The 26,792-nt window shown below is 38.7% G+C and carries 21 protein-coding genes; 2 read left to right on the top strand and 19 right to left on the bottom strand.

The window, feature by feature from the left end; genetic code table 11:
- Positions 1-226 precede the first annotated feature (226 nt).
- The 11 genes from QFZ28_RS06440 to QFZ28_RS06390 form a co-directional block, all read right to left on the bottom strand.
- Positions 227-460 (bottom strand): DUF2198 family protein, encoded by a 234-nt coding sequence (locus tag QFZ28_RS06440; RefSeq protein WP_307193886.1) that lies wholly within the window; start codon positions 458-460, stop codon positions 227-229.
- Between the two features lie 83 nt (positions 461-543).
- Entirely contained in the window at positions 544-1,467 is a 924-nt protein-coding gene (locus QFZ28_RS06435; protein WP_307193885.1) for a cation diffusion facilitator family transporter, read from the bottom strand.
- A 71-nt stretch (positions 1,468-1,538) separates the two neighbouring features.
- Positions 1,539-1,907 (bottom strand): ArsR/SmtB family transcription factor, encoded by a 369-nt coding sequence (locus tag QFZ28_RS06430; protein ID WP_307193884.1) that lies wholly within the window; start codon positions 1,905-1,907, stop codon positions 1,539-1,541.
- 409 nt (positions 1,908-2,316) lie between these two features.
- Positions 2,317-2,898, bottom strand: coding sequence for a putative ABC transporter permease (locus tag QFZ28_RS06425; RefSeq protein WP_307193883.1), 582 nt, complete (start codon positions 2,896-2,898; stop codon positions 2,317-2,319).
- 141 nt (positions 2,899-3,039) lie between these two features.
- Positions 3,040-4,233 (bottom strand): PDZ domain-containing protein, encoded by a 1,194-nt coding sequence (locus QFZ28_RS06420; protein WP_307193882.1) that lies wholly within the window; start codon positions 4,231-4,233, stop codon positions 3,040-3,042.
- Between the two features lie 277 nt (positions 4,234-4,510).
- A complete protein-coding gene (locus tag QFZ28_RS06415; RefSeq protein ID WP_307193881.1) occupies positions 4,511-5,971 on the bottom strand; it encodes a S41 family peptidase in 1,461 nt (486 codons plus the stop codon).
- 170 nt (positions 5,972-6,141) lie between these two features.
- Positions 6,142-7,437: a murein hydrolase activator EnvC family protein gene (locus QFZ28_RS06410; protein ID WP_307193880.1), complete on the bottom strand. Its 1,296-nt coding sequence runs from the start codon at positions 7,435-7,437 to the stop codon at positions 6,142-6,144.
- Positions 7,438-7,527: 90 nt separating this feature from the next.
- Positions 7,528-8,421, bottom strand: a complete 894-nt coding sequence (ftsX, locus tag QFZ28_RS06405) for a permease-like cell division protein FtsX (protein ID WP_307193879.1) — start codon at positions 8,419-8,421, stop codon at positions 7,528-7,530.
- Positions 8,411-9,097: a cell division ATP-binding protein FtsE gene (ftsE, locus tag QFZ28_RS06400; protein WP_307193878.1), complete on the bottom strand. Its 687-nt coding sequence runs from the start codon at positions 9,095-9,097 to the stop codon at positions 8,411-8,413. Before ftsE ends, ftsX begins: the two co-directional genes overlap by 11 nt.
- Positions 9,098-9,390: 293 nt before the next feature.
- The gene (gene cccB / locus QFZ28_RS06395; RefSeq protein WP_307193877.1) at positions 9,391-9,714 is read right to left on the bottom strand and encodes a cytochrome c551; all 324 of its coding nucleotides are present in this window, start codon (positions 9,712-9,714) and stop codon (positions 9,391-9,393) included.
- Between the two features lie 49 nt (positions 9,715-9,763).
- Positions 9,764-10,627, bottom strand: a complete 864-nt coding sequence (locus tag QFZ28_RS06390) for a YitT family protein (protein ID WP_307193876.1) — start codon at positions 10,625-10,627, stop codon at positions 9,764-9,766.
- Between the two features lie 218 nt (positions 10,628-10,845).
- Here QFZ28_RS06390 and QFZ28_RS06385 point away from each other — a divergent pair, with 218 nt between their 5' ends.
- Complete coding sequence (locus tag QFZ28_RS06385; RefSeq protein WP_307193875.1) at positions 10,846-11,199, top strand: hypothetical protein; 354 nt, start codon at positions 10,846-10,848, stop codon at positions 11,197-11,199.
- Between the two features lie 127 nt (positions 11,200-11,326).
- Here the strand turns inward: QFZ28_RS06385 and prfB are convergent.
- The 7 genes from prfB to QFZ28_RS06350 form a co-directional block, all read right to left on the bottom strand.
- A protein-coding gene (gene prfB / locus QFZ28_RS06380) for a peptide chain release factor 2 (RefSeq protein WP_307193874.1) occupies positions 11,327-12,428 on the bottom strand; the annotation gives its coding sequence in 2 pieces (ribosomal slippage) (positions 11,327-12,355 and positions 12,357-12,428; 1,101 coding nt in all).
- 356 nt (positions 12,429-12,784) lie between these two features.
- Positions 12,785-14,836, bottom strand: coding sequence for an Ig-like domain-containing protein (locus QFZ28_RS06375; protein ID WP_307193873.1), 2,052 nt, complete (start codon positions 14,834-14,836; stop codon positions 12,785-12,787).
- A gap of 368 nt (positions 14,837-15,204) precedes the next feature.
- Complete coding sequence (locus tag QFZ28_RS06370; protein WP_307193872.1) at positions 15,205-17,073, bottom strand: cytochrome c3 family protein; 1,869 nt, start codon at positions 17,071-17,073, stop codon at positions 15,205-15,207.
- An 11-nt stretch (positions 17,074-17,084) separates the two neighbouring features.
- Positions 17,085-18,053 (bottom strand): 6-bladed beta-propeller, encoded by a 969-nt coding sequence (locus tag QFZ28_RS06365; protein WP_307193871.1) that lies wholly within the window; start codon positions 18,051-18,053, stop codon positions 17,085-17,087.
- 2 nt (positions 18,054-18,055) lie between these two features.
- Complete coding sequence (locus tag QFZ28_RS06360; protein WP_307193870.1) at positions 18,056-18,760, bottom strand: tetratricopeptide repeat protein; 705 nt, start codon at positions 18,758-18,760, stop codon at positions 18,056-18,058.
- A 21-nt stretch (positions 18,761-18,781) separates the two neighbouring features.
- Positions 18,782-19,966 (bottom strand): cytochrome c3 family protein, encoded by a 1,185-nt coding sequence (locus QFZ28_RS06355; RefSeq protein WP_307193869.1) that lies wholly within the window; start codon positions 19,964-19,966, stop codon positions 18,782-18,784.
- Between the two features lie 30 nt (positions 19,967-19,996).
- Complete coding sequence (locus tag QFZ28_RS06350) at positions 19,997-21,379, bottom strand: cytochrome c3 family protein (protein WP_307193868.1); 1,383 nt, start codon at positions 21,377-21,379, stop codon at positions 19,997-19,999.
- A 520-nt stretch (positions 21,380-21,899) separates the two neighbouring features.
- Between QFZ28_RS06350 and secA the strand changes: the two genes are divergently transcribed.
- Positions 21,900-24,413: a preprotein translocase subunit SecA gene (secA, locus tag QFZ28_RS06345; protein WP_307193867.1), complete on the top strand. Its 2,514-nt coding sequence runs from the start codon at positions 21,900-21,902 to the stop codon at positions 24,411-24,413.
- A 346-nt stretch (positions 24,414-24,759) separates the two neighbouring features.
- Here secA and QFZ28_RS06340 read toward each other — a convergent pair whose 3' ends face one another.
- The gene (locus tag QFZ28_RS06340; protein ID WP_307193866.1) at positions 24,760-26,715 is read right to left on the bottom strand and encodes an SEC-C metal-binding domain-containing protein; all 1,956 of its coding nucleotides are present in this window, start codon (positions 26,713-26,715) and stop codon (positions 24,760-24,762) included.
- Between the last annotated feature and the right edge of the window lie 77 nt (positions 26,716-26,792).

Here is a 26,792-nt window from a genome sequence, read left to right as displayed (position 1 = left end):
GAAAAGGTGTCCTGAAATTCTAATAGTATCATTCTAACACAATTCCTCCAAAACAAACCACTAATATGCGAACGAACATTCGATTTTTTTGTGTAATTTGGTATTTAATTGAAAAAATGCAATTATTCGCGAAATCGCCAAGTTTAATTGACTCGCGAGCCCATTTTATCTAATAAGCAAAAAAGCCTGTCATATAGTTGACAGACTTAACATCTAAGATGTGTGTTTACGTTTTTTTGAAAACTCGTGGTTTCATTTTTTCAGCTAGCCAGAATCCAGCTGTAAGCGAAAAAGCATCGACTACGATGAGCAGGAATGTGTTCGTATAGCCTTTATAAACAGAAGCAGCAATGAGTCCAACGGTTAAGGCTAAGCCAATGAGCCGATTGTATGTGACCCGGGTAAATAGCAATACGAGTAAGCCAGGCAATATAAGTGCCGATACATATTCAATAGCCAAGGGGTCCACCTCATTCATACATTACTGTGTATATATTTTAGAAATTAATTCACAAAATTGCAACAAAAACATGTTGAATTTTATCAGTTACATGTTCCATGCGGACTAGGGCAACCAACTTCTGCTTTTTCGACTTGTATTGTACTATGTTCGATATGAAATTCATCATGAAGAATTTTTTGAGAACGAGCGAGTATTTCATCATGGACTGCTTCATCTAAAATGGTAATATGGCAGCTCAATACTGGATAGCCTGAAGTTATCGTCCAAATGTGTAAATCATGGACTTCTTTCACGAATGGGATTGTACTCAATGCCTCTTTAACCTGCCGGGTATCAATTTGTGTCGGTGCACCTTCCATTAGGATATGGAAAGAATCTCTTGTAACACGGAAACCACTAATAATGATTAAAACAGCGACAATCACACTGGCAATTGGGTCAGCAATACTCCAGCCGAAAAACATGATCAGCAAGGCGGCTACAATCGCTCCGACAGATCCGAGCATATCACCAAGCACATGTAAAAAGGCACTTCGGACATTCAGGTTATCATCCTTGTCACCACTCATTAAAATCCACGCAGCGATGATATTTACCACTAATCCTGTAATAGAAATCATTAACATTCCCGTACTTTGCACTTCAGGAGGAGCAAAGAAACGCTGAAATGCTTCATAAAATATATATAAGGAAATAACGATTAGGGTTATCCCGTTTAATGCAGCAGCAATGATTTCGAAGCGCTTGTATCCGTACGTTTTTTCCTGTGAAACCTGTTTTTCCCCAAGCTTAATCGCAAAAAAGCTAAGTCCAAGTGCGGCTGCATCACTCAGCATATGTCCCGCATCAGATAATAAGGCTAAGCTATTGGTTAAAATCCCCCCAATGACTTCGACTACCATAAAAGCGGCAATCAAAATAAATGAACTTAACAGTGCCTTTTTATTACTTGTATGTGAATGCCCGTGTCCATGAGAATGTCCATGGTGGTGATGGTGTCCCATAAATATCTCTCCCAACTAGCGTTGTCTCTTAGTTTTTTCTTATCTCTATTTAGTGATACGTTTATTTTCATTTACTCTCGACCTGCAACCTCCTGTTGATGTTCAAAGGCAATGTGAATGAGTTGCTTTACATGATCATCATCAAGAGAATAATAGACTAACTTTCCTTCCTTACGATATTTTGCAAGTCCCATACTTTTTAAGTGACGTAAATGATGGGAAGCTGTGGCCGTTGTAGCACCCACAATAGTGGCGACATCACATACACAGAGCTCATCTTCAAGTGTAAGCGCATAGGCTATTTTCATGCGTGTTTCATCGGACAAAGCTTTAAATATCTTGGTTACCTCAGAAATATTGCTTTTTTCAACTAAGGGCTGCAGTCTTGTAGTTTTATGGTCATCAACGCAAGTTACCTCGCAAATATCGCGGTCCTTCATTCTATCACCTCATACATTCAAATCTTTATTTGATTATATGATATTCAAATCGATGTTTGAATGTCAAACAAAATTATTTTTTCAAAAGGCTCTGTTATTATTCATTGTTGATTTTCGTATAGGGTTGAGAATTCATAGGCGGAGAATTTCCGGCTATTGTATATAGAGGAAGCTTAAGAAGCAGATATAAGCGGAGATATTCCGGTTAACTGCTTTAAATAAGACAAAATCCAAGGATTTAGATACAATAAGCGGAAAAACTCCGCTTATTTTTAAGGAAATATGGGTATTTCCCAATTTAAACGGAAATTCTCCGCTTATTTTCTAAACGCAGTGAAATCAACATTCAGTTTTAAAAGAGCCTTTCAAAAAAACACTCCTTCTTTATTGAGTAGAAGGAGTGAATTGATTATTGTATTGGATTAGGTGACTCTGCTTTATCTAGGGCTTGGATAGCGTGTCTGCGAATGGACAAAGCCAGTTCAGCTATGAAATATAAGATAATCGCTGGCCATATCCAAGTCCACAATATTTCAGCTGCTCCATAAAAAGAAACAATAGCAGGGTGAACCCACTTTAAACAGGCGAAGGATAGCAGGATCCAGCAAAGAGAAAATGGCAGACAAATATGTCCGTGTATTTGCATCGGCATATCCGAATAGTCCCACCACTGACGTTGAAAAAACTTCTGAAGTAATGCACCACTTATATACTCGATCAATGTAGGAATAAAAAAACACAGCAAAAGGACAAAACCCCAGTTTGTTTCAGGACCAATTAGATAAACCAAGATAACAGGGGCAAAACCATACATCGGCTTAAAAGGTCCATGAAAAAAATTCGGCTTGAAAAATTGACGCTTAGTAACATAACTATAGCTATTTTCTAATAGCCACCCCATCAAGGAATAGACCGTAAAATAAAAAACAATTGCTGAAACTCCTTCAAAGTTAATATTCACTGGAGTGTAAAAGTCTAAAAAACTAATCATATGGCTAAACCACCTTTCTTGGATATGAATTTCCCATTTTAGGTTTAGCTCTCCGGTCTCCAAATATACCGTAAACATGCTGGTTTAGAATCCTATTTCGAGAAAAAAAGCCAAAGAACTATCATCCTTTGACTTCATTCTTTACCCTATTTTTTCATCATATTTCTTTTGATCTTGTACAAACAGTATACCTAACTCGTAATGGTCACCTTCATACAATGCACGTTGAACAAAACGGACCTCGCCATTTATATCTAACACCTCAAGCTTACAATGGGCTCGATTTTTTTGTAATGCTTCATAAAAAACTTGTTCATCACGAATAGCAACACCATTAACTTTTGAAATTAACTCTCCTACCTGAAGTCCCATTTTATCAGCAGGTGATTCAGGAATAATCCCAATAATCATTAAGCCGTTGTTTTTCTTAGAAAAGTAAAACGGTAAATTATCATCCTTCAATCGCTGCATTAATGAAATGAGTTCACGACCGATAATCGCAATAGCTGCCACTACAATAGAGATTAGCGGGTACCAATAACCGATAACAGATAGTATCAATGTTAAAATTCCCAATGTTATTACTTTACGTCCATGATGTTGAATAGACTGTTTTGGCAGCATGCCTTGAATTTGCTGGTTAAAACCGACAGCAAACGGAACAAGGATCAGTGAGTAGGACTCCGCTCCAATATGGAAGACCGGCCAGAACGAAAATGGCAGTGTCAGAACATCCCCGGGGATAAGCAGAAACACAGGCACCAGCCAGAGTCGTTTCACTTCATGAGCACCGACACTCTGCCCTCGCTTGCTCTTTACCAGTTTGGGAGAGGATCCAATACTTGCATTTCTACTAATAAGTATTCCTTCAGAAATTAATAGAAGTGCCAACAGGATCACCACAGAAGGATAGACCTTTTCATCTATACCTTGAAATGCCTCTTTAAAAAATGGAACATTCCAGTCATATTCAGCGATTAAAATAATTCCGAAAAATGCTGCACCCACCGTGTAGACTGGCGACATTAACCGGGTATTAGTTGTTAAACTCCATAATAGCGTAAAGACAACGATTAGAAGGATGGCTGCAAATGGAACGCTAAGACCAGCGGTAACTGTGACTATGGAGAGCACAAGACCCAAAATTAAACCTAATGGGAACAGCTGCCGAAGTTCAAAATAAGCATCAAAGGTCCTTGTATGGAAATTTTTCCGCTCCCTTTTTACCCTTGAAACTCCCAGAATTCCGGAAAGGAAAATGAGATAGTAAAATACAGGATGAAGAAAGAGTCTTCCCGTCCCTTTTAACAGCTCAAAAAGCCATAATTGCACCAATCTCTGCCACCTGCCTCTATCATAAATTCTACGAATCTAGCTCTAATGATTATTTTACCAAAATACAGGAATAAAACCTATTGCTAGTTTCTTGAAAAAATAAAAAAATGTCGAAATATCAGGAGAAATAGGATATATTTATGTTTAGTTTATCCTGGTTATCTGTTCATTCTTTGGTATTCAACAATATTTCCACGGAAATTCTCGACATATTCAACTAGTTTCTTAGTTTTTTGTCGCAAAGAAAAACAGAGACATATTGTCCCTGTTCGCTAGTTTATTTTGAGATTAGTCTCAATGCCGTTTGCAGCTGAATGTCGTTTTTCTCTTTTTTCATTTCTTTTATTGCCTCTTCTTCAAGCTTAGCAGCCGTTTTTGCGTCAATTTTTCCGGTTGGCTGCAAATCGTGATTCTGCTGGAAGGCTTTTACTGCTGTGCTTGTTTCAGCACTAAAATAACCATCAGTACGTCCAGGAGCAAACCCTAAACCTTCTAATATCTCTTGCGCATTTTTTACCTGCTCATTGTTCATATCCTCTTTAAGCGGTTCTTCAATTTGAAGAGGATGTGTATTAAAGATGGCTGGTTGTTTAACTTCAATGTCCGGTTTAATCCCTTTTTTGTGAATCCAGTTTCCATCCGGTGTCAGCCATTTATATAGAGTTAGCTTAATATTGCTGCCATCTCCCATCGGAACAGCCTGCTGTACCGTTCCTTTACCGAAAGTGGTTTCTCCGACCAATTGGTAACCACCGGCTTCTTTTAAGGCTCCTGCTAATATTTCCGAGGCTGACGCACTGCCTTTGTTAATGAGGACGGCTACTGGATATTCTTTTTTCTCCGTAAGAGTAGAGAAATGACGTTCCTTATCTCCATTTCTTTGTTCAATTTGAATAATTGGCTTATCTTTTGTAACAAATTCTTTTAGGATATCCTCAACGCTTACAAGCAAACCACCAGGGTTTCCACGGACATCTATGATTAATCCCTCAATATCTTTCTTCTCTAAGGAAGATAGCTCCTCTTTAAAATTGGCCGAAGTATCTTGAGAGAAAGAAGTAATTTCAATGTATCCGATATTTTTCCCATCTTGTTTTTTAACAGAGGCATGAATGGTCTCAAGTGGAATTTCATCACGAGTCACTTTAATGGTAAGAGGTTCCTTCAATCCCTTCCGTTCGATTTCCAGCGTTACTTTTGTTCCTTTTTTTCCGCGTATTTTTAACGTCGCTTTATTGAGGTCAAGACCTTCAACACTTTTGCCGTCTACCTTCAATATCTCATCATTCGGCTTCAGTCCTGCTTTTTCTGCTGGGGAATTTTTAAATGGTGAAATAATGACAATTTTTCCGTCCACCATCCCCACTTCTGCTCCGATACCTTCAAAAGAAGATTCTAAAGCTTGATTGAATTGCTGAGCTGTTTCCTTATTCATATAAACAGAATAGGGATCATCTAAGACGGTGAGCATTCCTTGAATGGCTCCCTCCACCAGGGTGTCACTATCTACCTTTTCAACATAACGGCTTAAGATTAACTCGTACGCCTGATTGACCTTTGCAAGGTCCTCCATATCAGCCTGACTTGTTGCAGGTGTTTCTTTTTCCGTTTTTGGTAACGTTTGTTCAAGGGCTGTGTTACTATCTGTTTGATCAAACCACTGCATTCCTGCATATGTGCCCCCTGCTCCCGTAAGCAGCGATCCAACCATCATTAGGGCAATCCATTTACGATTCATCCTGTTCCCCCTCATGTGCAGCATCTATTGACTATCATTATTGAAAAAAGTGACTCTATTCCTGCCCGTTTATTAACTATTATGTAAGGGATGGACGAGTTATGCCTTAAAGTTGAGGTCCAGTTTTGGGCACAAAAAAAGGAAGAAGCGTGGCTTCTCCCTTGAGTTTATTATGGCATCGGTACAATTCCGACTGGATTGATTGCGTTACTCTTGCTTGCATTCCATTGACCTCTATGAAGTTCAAAATGCAAATGTTTACCAGTAGACTCACCAGTGTTACCCATAATTCCAATTTGCTGCCCCTTACTCACAACCGCTCCGGAGCTGACAAAACGTGTTTCCATATGAGCAGAAACCGTGGTATAAGTCTGTCCATTTACAGAATGGGCAATAAATACGACGTTACCATAACTGCTAGAATAATAGGATTGAATCACAACGCCATCAGCAGCAGCAAAAATCGGAACACCTGCAGCACTATTCGCTATATCAATACCGTAATGCATTGTACCCCATCGAGCTCCAAAACCTGATGTAAAGGTTCCATTCGCTGGCATTGTAAATGCCCCGCTTGATACAGCTGGTGCTGGTGCTGGTGCTGGTGCTGCTGTACTATTCCCTCCTTCACTACCTGATCCGGAGTTATTATTTGCAGCAGCTGCTGCGGCTGCTGCTGCGGCGGCTGCTTCCTCTTGGCGTTTTTGCTCAAGTGCAATGGCCTTTTCGATGGCTGCGGATTGAGCTGCAAGTAATTGTGCCTCTTCCTGAAGTTCCATTTTGTGCTCATGAATTTCTTCCTCTTGGTGTTCAAGATTAGCCAATAACTGGTCCTTTTCAGCTCTTTGCGCATTCAATTGTATGTTCATTTTTTCTAATTCAGCCAAAATCGTTTGGACGCTAGCAAGCTCTTTTTCTAACTTAGCTTGATTTTCTTCTAGACTCTTTTTATCCGCTTCATGCTGTCTTAAAATATCCTGGTCTGCCTGCATAATCGTTGCCACCGCACTAGCACGGTCAATAAAATCACTAAAGTTCTGTGAACCCATTAATACATCCAGGTAACTAACCATTCCGCCTGTTTCTTGATAGTTTCGGGCGCGATGCTTCAAAAGATCATTTCGCTTTTCAATACGCTCTTTGGTAACTTTTATTTCGTCTTGAAGTCTAGTTATTTCTGCCTTAGTTTTATCCAATTCAGCCGTTTTCTCGCTAATTTTTTTATGCGTATCACCGATGGCAAAATCCAGGCGTGTCATTTCTTCTTTCACATGTGACTGCTGTTCATTTAAACTATTAATCTGTTGATCGGCATTATTTATAGTAGATGATAATTCAGATTTTTCTTTTTCAATTTGATTTTGCTGGTCCTTTAAACTTGATATAGAAGCTTCAGCAAATCCTCCAAAAACACTGCTCAACAGAATCGTTCCTGTAACCGTAAAAGTTAGTATTGATTTTTTCAAAGTCCGATTTCCCCTCCCTATGTACGTGTAAATCCATAAGAGTAATCAGGAAGGACATTGTTTTCACTGCCCTTCCTGAATAAATTTAATTTAAACCTTTAAGAACTTTCTTACTGACATAACACTTCCCCAAACTCCGATCAGAGCGCCCATTAAAATAAGAACTCCGGATACCTGGTACACAAACGGATTAAATGGAAGAATTTGAATAAAGTTCCCCACTAATTTTGGTGCTAGATATTCATAAGCGTTATAGTATGCAATCGAAATTAAAACAATTGGCAAGATAGCACCAAGAATACCAAGCCATAGTCCTTCTAAGAAGAATGGCCACCTAATAAAATTATTCGTTGCTCCTACCAGTCTCATAATCTTAATTTCTCTACGTCTAGCAATAATGGTAATTTTTATTGTATTCGAAATTAAAAAGACTGCGGTAAAGAATAACCCTGCGATTAATACAATGCCGACATTTCGGCTTGCTTTAATAAAGTTAAATAGTTTTTCAACTGTTCCCTTACCGTAAACAGCTTTTGTGACATACTCAAGTTTTCCAATTTCCTTCGCTGCCTTCATTGTATCCTGTGGATTTTTCGTTTTTACGATAAATACATCGTTAAGTGGATTGTCTTGTTCAAATAGTTTAAATGCTTGTCCATCCTCACCCATACTCTTAATGAGTTCCTGAAGTTCCTGCTCCTTGGATGAAAACTTAACACTCTGAACTTCTCGAATACTTTCAATCTCACCTTTTAACTTTTGCTGGTCTGCTTCATTCGCAGCAACGTCGATGTGAACGCGAATTTGTACATCCTCTTCAATGGTTTGGGCCACTTTATTGAGATTCATCATAATAACGAAAAAGACACCAACTAAAATGAGCGTTACCGTTACGGCACTCACTGAGGCGAAGGTCATCCAGCCATTCCTGCCAATACTCTTAAAGCTTTCACGCGCATGACGGCCAAGAGTTCTAATTTTCATAACCGTATTCACCTCTTTGTTCATCACGTGCAATTTTTCCTGCTTCTATCGCAATAACACGATGTTTGATTGTGTTAACAATTTCTCTGTTATGTGTTGCCATGACGATTGTGGTACCCCTGTTATTAATTTCTTCAAAGATATTCATGATTTCCCATGATGTCTCCGGGTCAAGGTTACCTGTAGGTTCGTCCGCTATGACAATCTTAGGCGAGTTAACAATGGAACGTGCAATCGAAACACGTTGCTGCTCCCCTCCGGATAACTCTGTCGGAAGCATTCTAGCTTTATGCTTAAGGTTAACGAGATCAAGGACTTCCATTACGCGCTTCTTAATAAACTTAGGCTGAGCTTCAATAACCTCAAGCGCAAAGGCCACATTCTCATAAACCGTTTTCGTTGGCAATAGTTTAAAATCTTGAAAGACAACACCAAGGTTGCGTCGGAAAATAGGTACTTTTTTATTCTTTATTTTTGCAACGTTAACCCCATTCATCGTAATCGTTCCTGAGGTTGGAATCTCCTCACGATACATCATTTTAATGAACGTAGATTTCCCTGCACCACTTGGACCAACCACGTAAACAAACTCACCTTGATTAATCCTTACATCTATTCCATTTATCGCTGTAACCCCATTTGGGTATTTTTTAAATACATCCTGCATTTCTATCATTTAGATCACCTTTATAAGTTAGTTTCGAAACAATATTATTCGACAACAACCTCTTATTTTCTTGCACAAAAACAAAATCCTAGACAAAATACTGCAGGATTTCGCACAATTAATTATAACACTCTATACCCGTAATAAAAGCGGTAAAAATATTACAGTTTCTTTTCAAAACCTACATAAATTGTTATTTACACCCAATATTTTTCGACAAAAATTAACAATATCTTAATAAAGTAACATAGATTCACAAAAATAAAAAACGTTCTGCTACTTTCACAGAACGCTTACATCATTTACTTTTTCGCTGCCAACCAGTCAGCAACCTTGTCTAGTTCATCGCCTTCAATTAGGCCTGCTGGCATTCCGCCATCAGTACCATCCTTAATAATGCCGGCAATTTCATCTTTTGATTTACTAGCTCCAACTGCTGTTAGGTCAGGTCCCATACCACCCTTTAAGTCACCGCCATGACAGCTTGAACATTTTTGCGAATAAATTTTTTCAGCATCCCCCGCTGCAGCTGTTTCGCCTCCAGCTTCGTCATCGCCGCCCCCACAAGCAGCAAGACTCATAACAAGAGCAGTTCCCAATAACATGTTAAGCAGCTTTTTCTTCATAGCAAATCCCCCTCAGAAAAATTTTCCATACGGGGATATTATAGCAGTATTACGCCCTTTTGAAACCTTCTCCCAACACTTCCGAGGCATCCATAACGACGACAAATGCAGACGGGTCAAGGGATTTAACCAATTGTTTCAATTTTGTGAACTCCCGCTGATCGACCACACACATAAGCACCGGACGCTCATTATCGGTAAAACCGCCATAAGCCGATAGTTTTGTCACACCTCGGTCAATTTTATTCAATATCCCCTCACGTACTTCTTCCTGCTTGTTTGTAATAATCATTGCTGTTTTCGACCTGCCAAAACCAACCTGGACTAGGTCTATGGTTTTACTAGTTACATATAAGGCAATCAATGCGTATAACCCTCGTTCAATATCGAAGACAAGAGCTGCCGAAAGGACGATAAGTCCATCAATCAAAACCACGCTCGTACCAAGAGTAAGCCCTGTGTACTTTGTAATAATTTGAGCAGCTAAATCGGTACCGCCGGTTGAACCGTTCCCTCTGAAAACAATTCCGAGTCCGAGACCTACCACAATTCCGCCAAATAGTGCTCCAAGAAGGGCGTCATTTGTCCAAGGAGCAATATTCTTTGTTAAAAAAACAACAAAAGGTAAGAATATGGTTCCTGCAAGTGTTTTTACTCCAAATTGTTTGCCTAATAAAATAACTCCAGCTATAAACAATGGAATGTTAAAAGCCCATTGTACATAGGCAGGCTCCCATCCGAACACGCTTAATAAAATCGTACTAATACCACTTACTCCTCCTGACGCAATTTGATTTGGCAGGAGAAAAACATTAAAGGCGAACGCGATAATCGCGGATCCGATTAAAACGTTTATGTATTCTAATGTACTTGCAAATTTTGGTGCAGGCTGACTAATTCTTCGTTTATTCATAGTGGTATTCCCCTCTATATTACCATTTCGCTATAATTTTCTTACTTTACCGAAGTGAGTATAGCATGGCAATAATTTGCTGTAAATGGCATTCAGATAACGCATTAAAGGGATAAATTTTTATTAGTATTTGTCAATAAAATAATTTTCATAAGGGATTCTAAGAATACGATGTTATTTTAAAAATGATATAATTGTCGTATAGAGGAGGTGAAACAATGGAACAACAATTAATGAAAATGATGGAACAAATAAATAAACAGTTTGATAAAATGAATCAACAATTTGAAGCCATCGATCAAAGATTCAATTTAATTGATAAAAGATTTGAAGTAATCGACCAAAAATTTGATGGCATGGATAAAAGATTTGATGGCATGGATAGAAGGTTTGATGGTATAGATAGACGTCTTGATAAGGTAGAGTCGAGAATGGAGTCTCTCCAAGAAATAGTTGAAAACAACGCTGTTGAGTTTAGAAGTCATTTTAGACATATTGAAGAAAAACTCGACCACCATGATAAAATGTTTGAATTAGTCTCCGGAGAATTGAGCAATAAAAGGTGGTTGTGATTTATTTATAGAATCACACATGCTACAAACTTTCCATAAAATCCTCATTTATCCACCACGAGCGGTAAACAAAAATCCCAATAGTAAAGCCTTTGCCGGCTCATTGGGCAAAGGCTTTTCAAATTTATTAAGAAATTCTTGAACGAAGGTAAGCGTCTATAAACGGATCTAAGTCTCCATCCATAACTCCTTGAACGTTCCCGCTTTCGGTATTTGTACGGTGATCCTTCACCATTGAATAAGGGTGGAAAACATAGGAACGGATTTGGCTTCCCCAGCCGATTTCCTTTTGTTCTCCGCGAATTTCTAACAGTTCTTTTTCCTGCTGTTCAATTTCACGTTGATAAAGCTTGGCTTTCAGCATTTTCATGGCTGCTTCACGGTTCTTAATCTGCGAACGTTCTGATTGACAGGTAACCACAACTCCCGTTGGTGTGTGGGTAATCCTTACAGCAGAATCGGTTGTGTTGATATGCTGTCCACCGGCACCGCTCGCACGATACGTATCTATTTTAAGATCCTCTGTACGGATATCAATTTGGATTTCATCATTAAATTCAGGCATCACTTCGCATGATACAAACGATGTATGGCGGCGTCCCGAAGCGTCAAATGGTGAAATCCTAACCAAACGATGAACACCTTTTTCGGCTTTTAAATAACCGTAGGCGTTGTGACCTCTTATTGCCAAGGTTACACTTTTAATCCCGGCTTCATCACCAGGCAGGTAATCAAGCGTTTCTACCTTAAAGCCCTTTTTCTCAGCCCAGCGCGTATACATGCGCAGCAGCATAGAGCCCCAGTCCTGTGACTCGGTTCCGCCGGCACCAGGATGCAGTTCTAAAATCGCATTGTGTTTATCGTATTCTTCACTTAGAAGAAGCTGAAGTTCAAAATCATTTAGCCTTGAGGTTAGATTCGTTAATTCTACTTCAAGCTCTGCCTGCAATTCCGCATCACTTTCTTCTTTTACAAGCTCGTAGCTCACTTCTAGATTCTCAAATGTTTCATACATCTGGGTAAACTCATTTACCTGATCCTTTAATGCGTTCGCTTCACTAATAACCGTTTGCGCTGCCTGCTGGTCATTCCAAAAATCAGGATGAAGCATTTGATCATCCAGCTCCGCTATACGCGCTTCCTTATTTTCAAGGTCAAAGAGACCCCCTAAAGTCCGCTAAACGCTTAGCTGTTTTTTCAAGTTCATTTCGAATTTCTGCTAATTCCATTTTCTTCACCTCTATAAAAATTCGGTTTCTACCGTAGTTTATGTGTTTTATTGTCGTAAGTACCTTATCCATTATAGCCTGACAGACGGTTAAATTCAAAAATTAGTCTAACATCCCTTACTCGTACCATGTGGATAACTCGACTTATCAACAAGTTTTACTTCTCTCAAAATTGTTTCGTTGTGGATAATTGGTACTTATCTACATCCTTTAAAGAATTATCAGAAGATTCTATCCACATATCTACAAATCCACAGGACTTATCTACAACATTTCGCAAAAAACACTACTGAATTCTACTTATCCACAGAAATAAGAAAATCCCCTCCGATTTTAACAGAAGGGATTATTAATGTTTATTGAACAGGTTTAATAGGCGCATGGGCTGCCCGTCTAGCCTGTTCTATTACTGTTCCTGTTCCACCATGACAAGAAGAGCATGCACTCTTATTTCCATCTTCATGACCTTTGACAGTTTTATTTAATACACCCGTAATTCCATAAACAGCCGTTTCACCATTGTGACATTTAATACAGAAATCTCTTTCTTTTATGGAATCCCAGTCACCGGTTGTTGCATTATAAGGTTTAGGATTTTCATGCCCAATTTGTGTTTTTAATTGTTTAATATTATTCGAGCCATGTGTATCATGACATTCAGCACATGGGAGATGTCCGGCTAACGGACTTCCATCCTGCGCCTTAATGATATGACCTGAGAAGCTTTTCTCTTGTTTAGATATATCTCTTTCAGAATACAACGTACCATTTTCCTGTTCATATTGTTTCCGGGTCGTTTCTGTCAAATTATTATAATATCCTGCAATAACAGGGATACCTTCATATTTATTTTTAAATTCTTGGTTATGACAACGAAGGCAGAGATTATAATCTTCGTATATTCCAATAGATTTGGATGACTTATTATAATGGAATAGACGATTTTCAACAGCAGGATTTGACAGTTTCTCATAAAGTTCTGAATCATGACATGACTCGCACAATTGTTCTTTGCTGCTGGTTGGTATCTCCTCATTTGGTACTTGATGTTCATATACGATATGATCTTGTGTTAAGTTAGGATTTTCCTCTGACCAATCCAGATGGGGGTTGTGACAACTAGCACATCCGCTTCCGCTTGGAGTTCCGTCAATTCTGACTGCCGCATCATGTACATGAGAACTCTCCATGTTCTCGGGCATAGGTACCACAGTTCCATCATGACATGCCATACAATAGTCATCGGCTGAATTTTTACCATCAACTGTTTCCGTTGTATTATTAACCTTTAACAGGTTGGGATTACTTGATATATGAGTACTATGGCAGTTCACACATGTATTCTCATTACTAGCATAGGCACCATGAGGGTTTTCATGTTGGGCGGAAAACATGCTTTCCGTTGTAAATGACCAAAACCGCGGGAACGCTCTATTACCGGCAGAATCAATTAACCCTAAAGGGCTGATAAACACCTGATACTTTTTACCCTTCAATAATGGTTCTAAAGGAGTAAAAATTACTTCATTTGTATTAGAGTTATGTACCGCTTCTCCTGGAATTGCCTCTCCATTTTGAGTTAAAATAATGCTATTTTTTAGCGCTTGTTCATTAATTAGTGTCCTATCCAAAATCCGAATCTTAACAGTAGTATCCACCGAAACCTGAGTCACATCTTGTTTTGGGAAGAACTCAGGTGAGACAATGGGCCGTGTCCTATCAATTGTAAAAGTAATATTTTTATTAACAATATTTCCTGCACTATCGGACACACTTGCATAAACGGTATGTATGCCCTCTGCTATTTGTGTATCCTCATATGACCATTTTCCATACTCATCAGTTAGGACAGATATCCAATCTCCCATAACTTGACCTTCCGAATTTTTCATACAATCTACACATAGTTTGACGGTTAAATTAGATTCACTTGTTCCTTCAATTTTTGCTGAATTCGTATAGCCTTCATCCTTTGGAGTTGTAAATGAAATCGTTGGTAAATTTGTATCCAATGTAAATTGGACATTATTAGAAGTGCCTGCCGTACTTTCAGAGTCAACTGCCTTTGCATAAACATTATAAGTACCATCTGACAACTGGACAGAAATACTCCAAGCATTTTCATTCACCTCACTGATTGTTCCTAATAGATCTGAACCATTGTATAAGGCAATTAAAATGCCTGTTGCGAAATTCTCCACAGTACCGGATATAATAACTGCTTCTTGATTTAATGTTGACCCCGTTACCGGAGATGTTACGGATACTTTAGGCTCTGTATTATCTAATTCTACAGCCTGTACAGCTTTTAGACTTAAGAAAGTATTAGAACCCGGTGCTTGGATAAAAGAAATAAGCATAATAAGTATGAGCAATTGAAATTTATGCAGGAGTACTCGGATTCTCATAGTCCCCCTCACCTCTGCTTTTCTGTATTTCATATTAAAACCTATAATTCTATTCTAAAACGATTGTAGTCAGGGTACTAGTGAATACCTGTATTTTTCAACAAATATACATATATAGAAGTTTAATATGGAAAGAATAGGAGATTGAAATCAGAAAAGTAACCTGATTGAATTTGGAAGATTGTCAAGATAGAAGATATTCACTTCCTAAAAATATAAGCGTTACTTTTTCAAGTTAATTGACATTTATTCTTTATTTTAGTTAGAATTATTCTAACTAAAATAGGATGCTATGCAAATGCATAACACCCTATCTCTACACATTTTTTCTTAGCTAACATTTAGTTCCCGCTAATGTTAGCTACTTTTTATTTATAGCTCTTTGTAGATGGATCAGGTATCATACCGTCTGGGTGAAGCTCATCCCGGTTTGTGTTTTTCAATGAAGCAGCTTTTGAGCTATTGTGACATGCCCAACATCCTGACAAGTTGGTAAATTTCTTAAGTGCTGAAGATGGGTTCTTGTCCATCATATATTCTTTTGCTACTGGCTCAGTCCAGCCTTTACCTAGTAGTTCAGTTGTAGGTTTTTGTAAGTCATGAATCGTAGCACCATCAGCGTCTTCCATGATTTCAATATCTGTTCCGTGTGAATAGTGACAGCGTAAGCAAGTATAGGACGCACTATTAGTAGTGTGGCCATAGTATTTCTGATTATTATAGTTTCCATTTTTACTTACAGCTCCATTCCAGTTTGAAGCAAATAAGTAATCAGTATGACATGTTGAACACCACTGAGATGTTGCTACTCCTCCAGTTGAGTTAGAACCCCATAACGATTCTACATTATGTGTAGTTACAACGTTAGAAACAGCACCTGGAACTGCTTGTAAATCAAATTGTACAGTGTATGCACGGCCGATATCAGCAGATTTAGCGCTATTTAACAAGGTCTTACCTGCTTCAGTAGCTGAGTAAACTAACCCTTTATCATATTTAAATTTAACTGGTGCACCAGCCTTACCATTTTGATAGTCATTTTGATCAATAACCTTATTTGACCAATGATACGCATCATCAACAGTAGTAGGGAAATTATTAATTGTTCCATCTTTCTTAAGTACGCTAGTTGTCGTTTCTTTGCCTGTAGCCGGATCTTCTACATAAATTTCATTTGCAGGTACTGTAAATAATCTTGATTGATAGTTACGACCATTTGATGTTGAGCTATAACCATATAACCAAGGATTTGTTGATTTGGCATATGCTGTATTTGCTGAATTCTTTTCGTAAACCATAACAACTACCGCATCAGCTGGGATGCTGTCATACTTCGCATCAGTCAAACCATGCTCAACTTTTGTTCCACGCACTCCTTTGAATTTAGGAGCAGCTGCATTAACATTTAAATTACGTTCTGCAAAATTAACAACATCGATTTTTACTGCTTTATTACCGCCTAATTCCGGAGCGGTGTTACCCATGTTTGCTGGGTTGGAATGTAATAAACGGCTGCTGTATGAACCGTGCGGTGCGTGACAGCTTGCGCAAGTAAAGTTACCGCCCCATGAAGAAGTATCAGCTTGAGCTGCAGCAGTTTTGTTACCGCCCGGTGCAGCACTCACTTTTAACGCACCCGTTGCTAAGTGAACACTCATATTACCTGAATGAGTACCGCCGAATGTACCGGCTGTATTTTCAGAATTAAAGTATTCCTTACCGTTCTCAAACACATTATAAAATCCTAATGTACCATCATGACAAGCTACACAAGTATTGTATGTACTGTCAGCAAACAATAATTGTCTAGCTTTTGAAGTGTGCGTCTGGTGACAGCTAGCACATGAGTTTGTGTTATTTTGGTATGAACCGTGAGTTTTTTGGTCTCCTGCTACACCGTGATTGTCACGCATGCCATCGGATTTGATAACTTGATTAAAAGTAGAACCATCTTCCGTATCAATGCCACTTGTTGTTGCATTAGCGTTTGGATTCCCCGGTTCAACTGAAACTTGTGGATTAAGTAACTTGTTATGTTCGGATTCTTCTGCCGAAGCCCCTGCCGCAAAAATGCCTAACAGTAAAAAGACAAATAATAAACTAAAACTAAACCTTTTCACTCTTAAAACCTCCCTATAACTCTCTCTTTTTTCTCTCTCTCTTTTTCTCTTTTTTTTAGATGTAAGGATGAACCAAACTCGTAGTTTTTCTATACCACCCCCTTTAAAGAACGTCATAGTTTGTTATCTTACTTAAAGACCGAAACCCTTTGATTTAGAGTATCGGTAATATAAACATTGTCTTTATTGTCAATAAATAGTCCATTTGGTAAGTAAAATTGCCCATTTGCTTCGCCCATTGATCCAAATTGGAAGACCTGTTTTCCGTCTGTATCAAAGCCGTATACGATATGCGTTAGATTACTGACTACATAAAGGGTCCCACGGCTATCAATTCCAATTCCTCTAGGATTAACAAAAGGTGATTCGCCTCCCCCATTGGACCCATTGATAATTTTTATAAATTTACCTTTTTCATCAAAAACCTGAACCCGTTGATTACCAGTATCAACAACGTAAATATTTCCTTCCTTATCAGCAGTTATAGCATTGGGTGCAATAAATTGGCCGTTTTCACTACCTGGTTTACCGATTTCTAAAAGTAATTCTCCTTCGATACTAAAGACAAATGCTCTACTTGCTTCAATATCAGTGACATAAACTTTATCATCTATAATCCGTAATCCCGCAGGTGTTGTAATTAATTTATCGTTCGTATACTTCTGGGCAAAATACTCAATAAACTTTCCTTTTTTATCAAAGATTGAGATGTTTCCGTTATATAAGTCAGCAACAAAAACTCGATCTTTTGCATCTGCTGCAATTCCATATGGGAAATTGAATTGACCCTCTTCCTTTCCTGCCTCTCCGAAATGGTAAAGCAGTGATCCTCCTTGATCAAAAACCATCACGCGTTTATTGTTTGTATCTGTAACATAAATAAACGAATCTGTTACTGCTGCATCCATCGGCTTATTTAAAGTGGTATCAAACTCACCATTCAACTGAAGGCTGAATTGTGGTGCTCCTGAAGGGTCAAGAACATTCTGTAATCCAGTTGGAACAGCTTTACTTTCATTCATAAATAGCAAGGTAAACACTGCTGCAGTAACCAATAATATAAGTGCCATTCCGATATAAACATTACGTCTTTTCATTGTTACTCACCTTCACCTTCAGCTACAGTATCAAATTTTTCAAGTCGATCAAGTGCAACTACTGCATCTTCATATAGTGGATCATACTGCAAAGCTTCCTTATAAATATCAATAGCTGTTTGATATTCGCCTTGGTCTTCCGCTACCAGACCAATTTGATAAATGATATCAGAGTTTGCTGGGTTTAACTCGTTTGCTTTACTTAACGTTTCTGTTGCCTCTTCATACATATCTAGTTGTCTATATGTAATGCCTAATTGTACATGTCCTTTAAAATCCTTTGGTGCAATCTGTATGGTCTTATCAAAGGCGGATAGTGCCTCGTTGTAACGTTTCTCGTCTAAGAAAACTAAACCAAGGTTGTAATAGGCATCATAGTAATTGTCATCTTGTTCAATTACATAATCAAACTCTCTTATTGCTTTTTCATTCTGACCCTTTAAAAAATACGTATATCCCAGGACAATCCTATTTTCTAAATTTGCAGGATCTAGTCTTACTTTTTCCTTATAATAATCAAGCTGTTCATTTACTCTTTTCATATCAAGGTCATTCCAAAAGTAAAAGTGACCCAGAGTATAACCTGCTCCTGATGTCACTACTAATGTGAGCAATAACAACAAGATACTTTGAAACTTAGTAAAGGTCTTAGGTGTTTTTCTTGCTGATTTTTCCTCCACCTGTTCTGGTGTTCTTTCTGCTTCCATGTTCATACTCCTCTCGTAACCTTATTCTTGCTCTTTTTGAGTACTGCTAACATTACTATGACACTTGCTGCACGTCTCTTCGACATGACATAGCAGGCAGGAACGGTCAATTTTTTGATTTTCAGCCAATTTAAATGGATGTCTTTCTTTCCACTGGCCACCTTTGTGTGAGCTTGGGTGGCAGGAAGCACAGGATACATTTGTAACAGGACTCTCACTGGTAATACGATTATCATGGCAAGTAAAACAGGTGTCTGTTTCCTTAGAGTAACGCCCATGCTCAGTGGTAAATGATACCCGCTCATGGCTTTTCGGCTTTTGTCCATGACAGTCCTTACAAAACGTATTCGTTTTAGCATACTCTGAAACTGTGACACTATTAGAGTTTGATTCATCTTGATTTAAATATTTTGTATAATTCGCATCCTCTTTAAATAAATCATTGGGTTCAGACATATAGGAATGACACTTATCACATGTTTTTAAATCAGCAGACTGAATCTTACCATGATCTCCTACTTTAAATGTTTCGGATTGATGATTATCAGGAATCATTGATGATTCATGACAGGCAGTACACTCCATCGGGGCTTTACGCACTTTATGACAGTCCATACAGGTTTCCATTTTGGGACTAATATACTTCTTATCACTCATGAGCGATGCCCCAAGCTTCTCATTCCATTTTTCATAATCACTCTTATAGGTCACTTTTCGGTCTGATATTTCTCCATGGGCTGTACCACTATGACACTGAACACACTCAATCCCCTCCTCCTGATGTTTATCATGAGGAATGATGATATCTCCAGAAGGAGTGACTTCTCGAGAAGTGATACTGTGACACCTTTCACAGGCCTCATCAGGGATAAGTGTAGGCATTTTTATTGGTGCAATATAATTATCCGTTTTTGTTTTATACAATTGGGCTATGCCATTCGCCTTTGCCTTCGCATAATTTTCAGTTCCCGGTTCAATGTGGCAGCTAACACAATCTACCTCACTGTGACTAGAGGCTTTCCATGTATAGTATTGCGGCTTCATCTCATGGCAGGAGGAGCAGAACTCTGAGCTTGAAGTGGTTTCTACTCCTATTAGTCCGAGTGAGAAGAAGACGACGATAAAAAACACTGCTGCAGTTAAATATTTATATACTTTGTAGCGGGTCCGGGGAGGGTTGGTATGTTCTATTCGTTCGTCTTCCATTCAACTTCCCTCCAATTAAAAAAATAATCATTAATTCTTAACATCATCTTTAAAGCCAGTTCTATGGCAATATTGACAATAAACATCTGTTGGTGCTTTTACATCAGGAGATTCCGCTGTTGGTTTTTCACGATCGTGGCAAACCAAACATTGTGCTTTCTCTTCTTGTGTGCCTGCTTTACCTGAGTGAGAAGTTAACCATTGATCACTTTCACCATGACTCGTCGGGCGTTCGGAGTGACAGGCACTACAGAACTTATTTATTCTTGATTGCTCTCTAACAACCGTTATATTTGGTTGATATTTATGATCTTTTTGCTCTTCCTCAACCTCAGCCATTTTTAATAGAGAGACAAGGTCTTCCTTAGGAATATCTCTAAACCATTTAGAATCTTGATGGCAGTCTACACATTTATCTAATTGGTTAAGGGCCGTTCCTCCATGATTTTGATTCCAATCTGCCGCTTTGTGGTCTTCTGGGATGTTTACTTGCTCGTGGCAAGTGGCACATGCCATTGAAATTTTTACATCCTTCTGCTGTTTTCCAAGTGCTTCAAGAATAATTTTTTGAGTTTTCTCGTCATGTTGCGCTGCTGCTTCTTTTGCTTCTTCTTCAGTATTTGCCTCATGTATTACTGCATTTGATTTTTCCTTAGTTGCTTCTTCTTTAAGGTGCTCTGGATTAGGCGGTACAAGGTATGCTACATCTTTCCAAGGCTTTTCACCGTTGTTTACTTTATCGTGACAGTCAATACAAGTTCCCATGTTTGGAGCCAAGTATTTCTTTTCCATCATTTGTTGTGCAACTTCTTTTGTCCAATGACCGCGAACTTCTTCGGTGTTTATTCCGCGTGCTGCAATTTTTGCGTGTGCAACGCCGGCGTGACAGCTGATACAAGGGACACCTTCTTCTATGTGTCCTTTATGGTTAACAATTAAGTCACCAGACGCCGAAACAAGTCGGTTCTTCGAGTGACATTGTAAACAGTTTTCATCTGAAACCGCCTCATGTTCGGTTTGAACAATTTGTTCAGGTATTCCCATCACGTGGTGGTAAACCTCTTTTAATGAAATTACTTTGTGTGTAATCATGTTCATAAAACCAGGTTTGATATGACACTGAACACAGGTTATTTCGCTGTGGGCACTTGCCGTAAAAGTTGATACTTCAGGCGCCATTTCGTGACAATTAGCACAAAAGGTCGGCGAGTTTGTAAAGGAAAGAACACCGTATCCTCCTCCGAAAATGACAATAGACCCTATTAGGGCGACAAATAATGCTTTCCATCTAGTAACTGGATCCTTCCAGTCTATGTTTCTAAATTTCTGCCAGAGTCTACGAAAAAGTCCAGGCTTCTTTTTACTCTCTCTAGATTCGGGTTTCTCTTTATCTTTCTTCCCCCAAAAAGCCACTTGACTCACCCTTCCCATTCTAAATTTTTCTCTCTCTATATTTATCTAAGTTTAACCTCTCTAATGGTAGTATCTAACATTGCAAAAGTATTTTCCAATGTACAATTTGTGAATATTTTATCATAAAGTTTTCATGAGACCTTCTTCCTAAAAACAACATGAAAACGTTGATAATTAAAGGTTCAATTAACAATATAATCAAGTTGTAAACCTCTAATGAGTCTAATTTTTATACGTAACTATGAATGTTTATACAACACTAATACTCATTTAACTTGAAACATGTATTACAATTGCATACAAGTAATTGACAATTTTGAAATAGGAGAATTAAGCAGCTCTGATAGACTTAACTGATTCACCCTTTGTAAATGTGGCTAAAACGGTAACAATGTTGTCACTCTATTTACGAAGTGGTAAGATATAAAGGATATTTATCGATGTTTTTGATAGGATTTTTTTGTTTATATAGCGAATTTCTTAAGTAAGAAAATCAGACATAAAAGGAGCGTTTCATCATATGATGGGGATTTTAAATAAAGTGTTCGATCTTAATAAACGCGAGCTGAAACGACTGGACAAAACGGCAAATCAAATTGAGGCACTGGCACAAGAAACGGAAAAATTAAGCGATGACCAGCTCCGTGAAAAAACAGATGAGTTTAAGCTTCGCTATCAAAAAGGTGAAACACTTGATGATTTGCTAGTTGAGGCCTTTGCAGTTGTTCGTGAAGGAGCACGCAGAGTACTCGGTTTATATCCATACCATGTTCAATTAATGGGGGGGATTTCTCTCCATGAAGGAAATATTTCTGAGATGAAAACTGGGGAAGGTAAAACCTTAACTGCTACCATGCCGGTCTACTTAAATGCGATCTCTGGAAAAGGTGTCCACGTTGTTACCGTCAACGAATACTTGGCAAGCCGTGACGCCAACGAAATGGGACAATTATATAAATTTCTCGGACTTACTGTTGGTTTAAATTTAAACAGCCTATCTAAAGAGGAAAAACAAGAGGCCTATGCCTGTGATATTACTTACGGTACAAACAATGAGTTTGGCTTTGATTATTTACGAGATAACATGGTCCTTTATAAGGAACAAAAAGTACAGCGTCCTCTGTTCTATGCGGTTATTGACGAGGTTGACTCCATCTTAATCGATGAAGCGCGTACACCGTTGATTATCTCAGGTTCTGCTCAAAAGTCTGCCGTTCTTTATATCCAAGCAAATGCATTCGTACGTACACTGACAAGAGATCAAGACTACACCTATGATGAAAAAACAAAAGGCGTTATGCTCACAGAGGATGGTATCAACAAAGCGGAGCGCGCATTTGGGATAGAAAATCTTTTTGATATTTCGCACGTAACCTTAAACCATCATATCAACCAAGCCTTGAAGGCAAATGTCAGCATGCACTTAGATGTTGATTATGTCGTGCAAGATGGTGAAATCGTGATTGTTGACCAGTTTACCGGCCGTTTAATGAAGGGCCGCCGTTACAGTGAAGGCTTGCACCAAGCAATTGAAGCAAAAGAAGGGTTGGAAGTTCAAAACGAAAGCATGACCATGGCAACCATCACCTTCCAAAACTACTTCCGTATGTATGAAAAGCTTGCTGGTATGACCGGTACAGCGAAAACGGAAGAAGAAGAATTCCGTAATATTTATAATATGAACGTAATTGTGATTCCAACAAATAGACCCATCGCTCGTGATGACCGTCCAGATTTAATTTACGCTTCCATAGACGGTAAATTCCGTGCAGTCGTTGAGGATATTGCCGAGCGTAATCAAAAAGGTCAGCCTGTACTTGTTGGTACGGTAGCAATTGAAACATCAGAACTAATCTCTAAGTATTTATTGAAAAAGGGAATCAAACATAATGTCTTGAACGCAAAAAACCATGAGCGCGAAGCAGAAATCATTGCGGAAGCAGGTCATAAAGGCTCTGTTACCATCGCAACCAACATGGCTGGTCGTGGTACAGACATCAAGCTTGGTGAAGGTGTAATTGAATTAGGCGGTCTTGCTGTTATCGGTACAGAACGTCATGAAAGCCGACGCATTGATAACCAGCTTCGTGGACGTTCCGGACGTCAAGGAGACCCAGGGGTCACTCAGTTCTACCTATCAATGGAAGATGAACTAATGCGCCGCTTTGGTTCTGACAACATGAAAGCGATGATGGAACGCCTGGGGATGGATGATTCCCAGCCGATTCAGAGTAAAATGGTTTCAAGAGCGGTTGAATCTGCACAAAAACGTGTAGAGGGTAACAACTTTGATGCCCGTAAACAGCTTTTACAATATGATGATGTTCTTCGTCAGCAGCGTGAAATTATCTATACACAACGTGATGAAGTATTAGAATCAGAAAATCTGCGAGAAATTGTAGAAAAAATGATTCTATCAACCATTCAGAGAAATGTGGAAGCACATGCGAATAAGCATGAGGATGAAGACGAATGGAACCTTCAGGGTATTATTGATTACGTGAATGCCAACCTGCTTCATGAAGGTGATATTACGATCGAGCAGTTAAAAGGGAAAGATCCAGAGGAAATCACAGAAGCCATTTTTGCAAAGGTGAAAGAGCGTTACGATGAAAAAGAACAAATTCTTTCTCCAGAGCAAATGCGCGAATTTGAAAAAGTAGTGACACTGCGTGCTGTAGACAGTAAGTGGATTGACCATATTGACCAAATGGATCAACTTCGCCAAGGTATCCATCTTCGTGCGTATGGACAAATTGATCCTCTTCGTGAATACCAGCATGAAGGTTTCGCGATGTTTGAGGCAATGGTTCTCTCGATTGAAGAAGAAGCTTCTATGTATATAATGAAGGCTGAAATCCGAAACAACCTTGAGCGTCAAGAAGTTGCAAAAGGACAGGCGGTTAATCCGAAAGAAGACGGAGAAGCTGTTAAGAAAAAGCCAAAAGTAAACCAAATCGACATCGGCCGTAATGACCCATGCTATTGTGGCAGCGGGAAGAAATATAAAAACTGCCATGGTGCAGGGAAATAAATTGTTAAGGGGGCTGGCGAATTGCCAGCCTTATTTATTTATCTAATTCTAACTTTCTGATAATCAAGGTTCTTCAAATGTAATAATATCTAGGATCTAGTAATTTGAGGTGGACTTTGGCTCCCTATAATAGCAAATATGCTACTTTGCGGTAATCAAAGATGAGTTTTGATTCCCTTCAACGGCGAATATGCTACTCAGTGGTAATCAAAGACTTTGTTACCCAAATCTTACCTGCTTCTGGTTTCTGGCACTATAAACCTTCTAAAGGTACCCAACTCTCTTTCCTTTGCAGTTTTCGGTCACTATAAGATAAAAAAATCGAGAGGTCGTCCCTCTCGATTTTTTAAAACTTCTTAAGCCATTCCTGCAATCCCTCTACCTTCTTCCATAAATGCAGATGTTCCTCTACATAGATGACTGCTTCGTTTTCATCGCCCCAGCCGTGATATTCTGGTATATGTTTAGGCAGACGTTTTTTTCCTGTTAGGAGTGGAATTACATATGGATTTTGCTTTTTTGCCTCTTTCAGCATTTTGGCTGCTTTTGTAGTGAAACCATTTTTTAATACTTCAAGCAAAAGCTTGTTGTAAAGTCCATGGGCGGATTCCTCTTCATATTGATTCAGAAGTTTCTCTGCTTTAGACAACTCTCCCTTGTCCAAATAAAGTGCAAATAAACTATATCGAGCTCCAAGGTTATCATTTGGATTTAATACAAGGATTTCTTCATATTGCTGTATAGCCTCAGTAATTTTCCCTAGCTGGTATAATGCACCTGCATATTGTGCTTTCGCACGCATATAGGGCCTCGTTTCAAACAGTCCCCAAAAATGACCTTTATTTTCTACGAAGAATGCTTTTCCAAGTTCCTTCTCGCCGATTTTCATTGCTTTTTCGGATAGCATTAACGCTTCTTGCAGGCTTGTTGAATTTTCAATGAGAATCACATAAGCATCCACACAGTTCGGATCTAGCTTGATCGCTTCCTCAGCAAGTTTATAGCGTTTAGGACCTTGAACTTCCATTGCATCATATACCAGTTGCTGTGCACGCTCTTTATTCGTTTTTGATACTTTTTTTGGAGTTGGGCTATTTAATTTCTTCTTTAAATAGTCATTTATTTCTTCAACTGTTTCAAAATTTTGTTTTTGAATGTCTGCCAATGCTTCCTGCATGACCTGCTCTGTCGGCATTGGTCCCTGCAACGAATTAAATGGGTACGCAGTAAATGGGCTATCTAATTCATCTTCTTCATAGGCAATGTCAATAACTTTATTTATCTCTTCCTCTAATTCGTCATCCATTTCTCTATAGGTGGAAGAAAGGGAGCCCACCGGTACATTATACAACTTGGCAATTTCCTTTTGAGTAAGCCCGGAAACCATATTATTGAATGTTGTAAGTAAATAATGTAGTGAAGCGGCATATAAGTTTGGCTTTTTTATCTTCTTTTGCTTTTTCTCACAAAATTGATACCAAAGAATGATACCTAAATCAACAATCGGCGAGGCTTCACCAAGTGACTCCAAGTTTTTCTTAAGTAACTCTGCTACTTCCTTATAAACAGGCGCCGCCCACTCCATACCTTCAATATCTACTAGGCCACCGATCATCGTGAGATCTCTCATTAACTCCATGAAAAAGTCAGTGAGAAACTCCTGAGGAGAGTCATAACCGGCATCTCGACTTTTTTGCTCAATAAAATCAATTGCTTGCTCAAGAGGTAATTCCGGCAAATCAAACGGCGCAGGGAAAAAGACATGTTTTTGGTCAAATGGAAGAATAAACCCAATAAAAAATGACCCTTCTTCAAATGGTCTTTTGTTGTTTGTTAAAACCACCTCATATTTTTCAGAGGTGAATCCATCAACCACGATTAGTGCATTATTTCCAACATGATTAATTTCGCCCGCAATCGTCCTTGCTTCTGTCCAAGATTGCAGGATCTGCTTCAATTTCGGTCTTTTTAGTTTCCTTACCTCTGAAGAAATAAAGTCTTCTAGAATCGTATCCCCATCTTCCAATACATGAAACAGCGAAAACCAGATTGTATATACAAATTCGTAAAACTGGAGTTCCTCCTCCTCAATATCAAAGTAATCTTGATATTCCTCAAAACCACTAAAAACTTCATCTTCATAATGATTAAGTGCATAGTGAATCAGTTTCTTTTGCAAATCATCGATCTCATTTTCAATAACATGTGTAATCGACACAGCTTCCTTTGCCCCACAGCACTTTTTATATTTCTTTCCACTCCCACATGGACAAGGTTCGTTCCGACCTATGTTTTCAGTCATCAGCACTCGCCCTCTCTTCCTCTATGTATCATATTAGTCACAATTAAATAGTACCATTTTTGACAGATTAGTATGGA

The sequence above is a fragment of the Neobacillus niacini genome (genome assembly GCF_030817695.1).
In the GTDB taxonomy this organism is placed as follows: Bacteria; Bacillota; Bacilli; order Bacillales; family Cytobacillaceae; genus Neobacillus; species Neobacillus niacini_F.
This window is presented reverse-complemented; position numbering and strand designations above follow the sequence as displayed.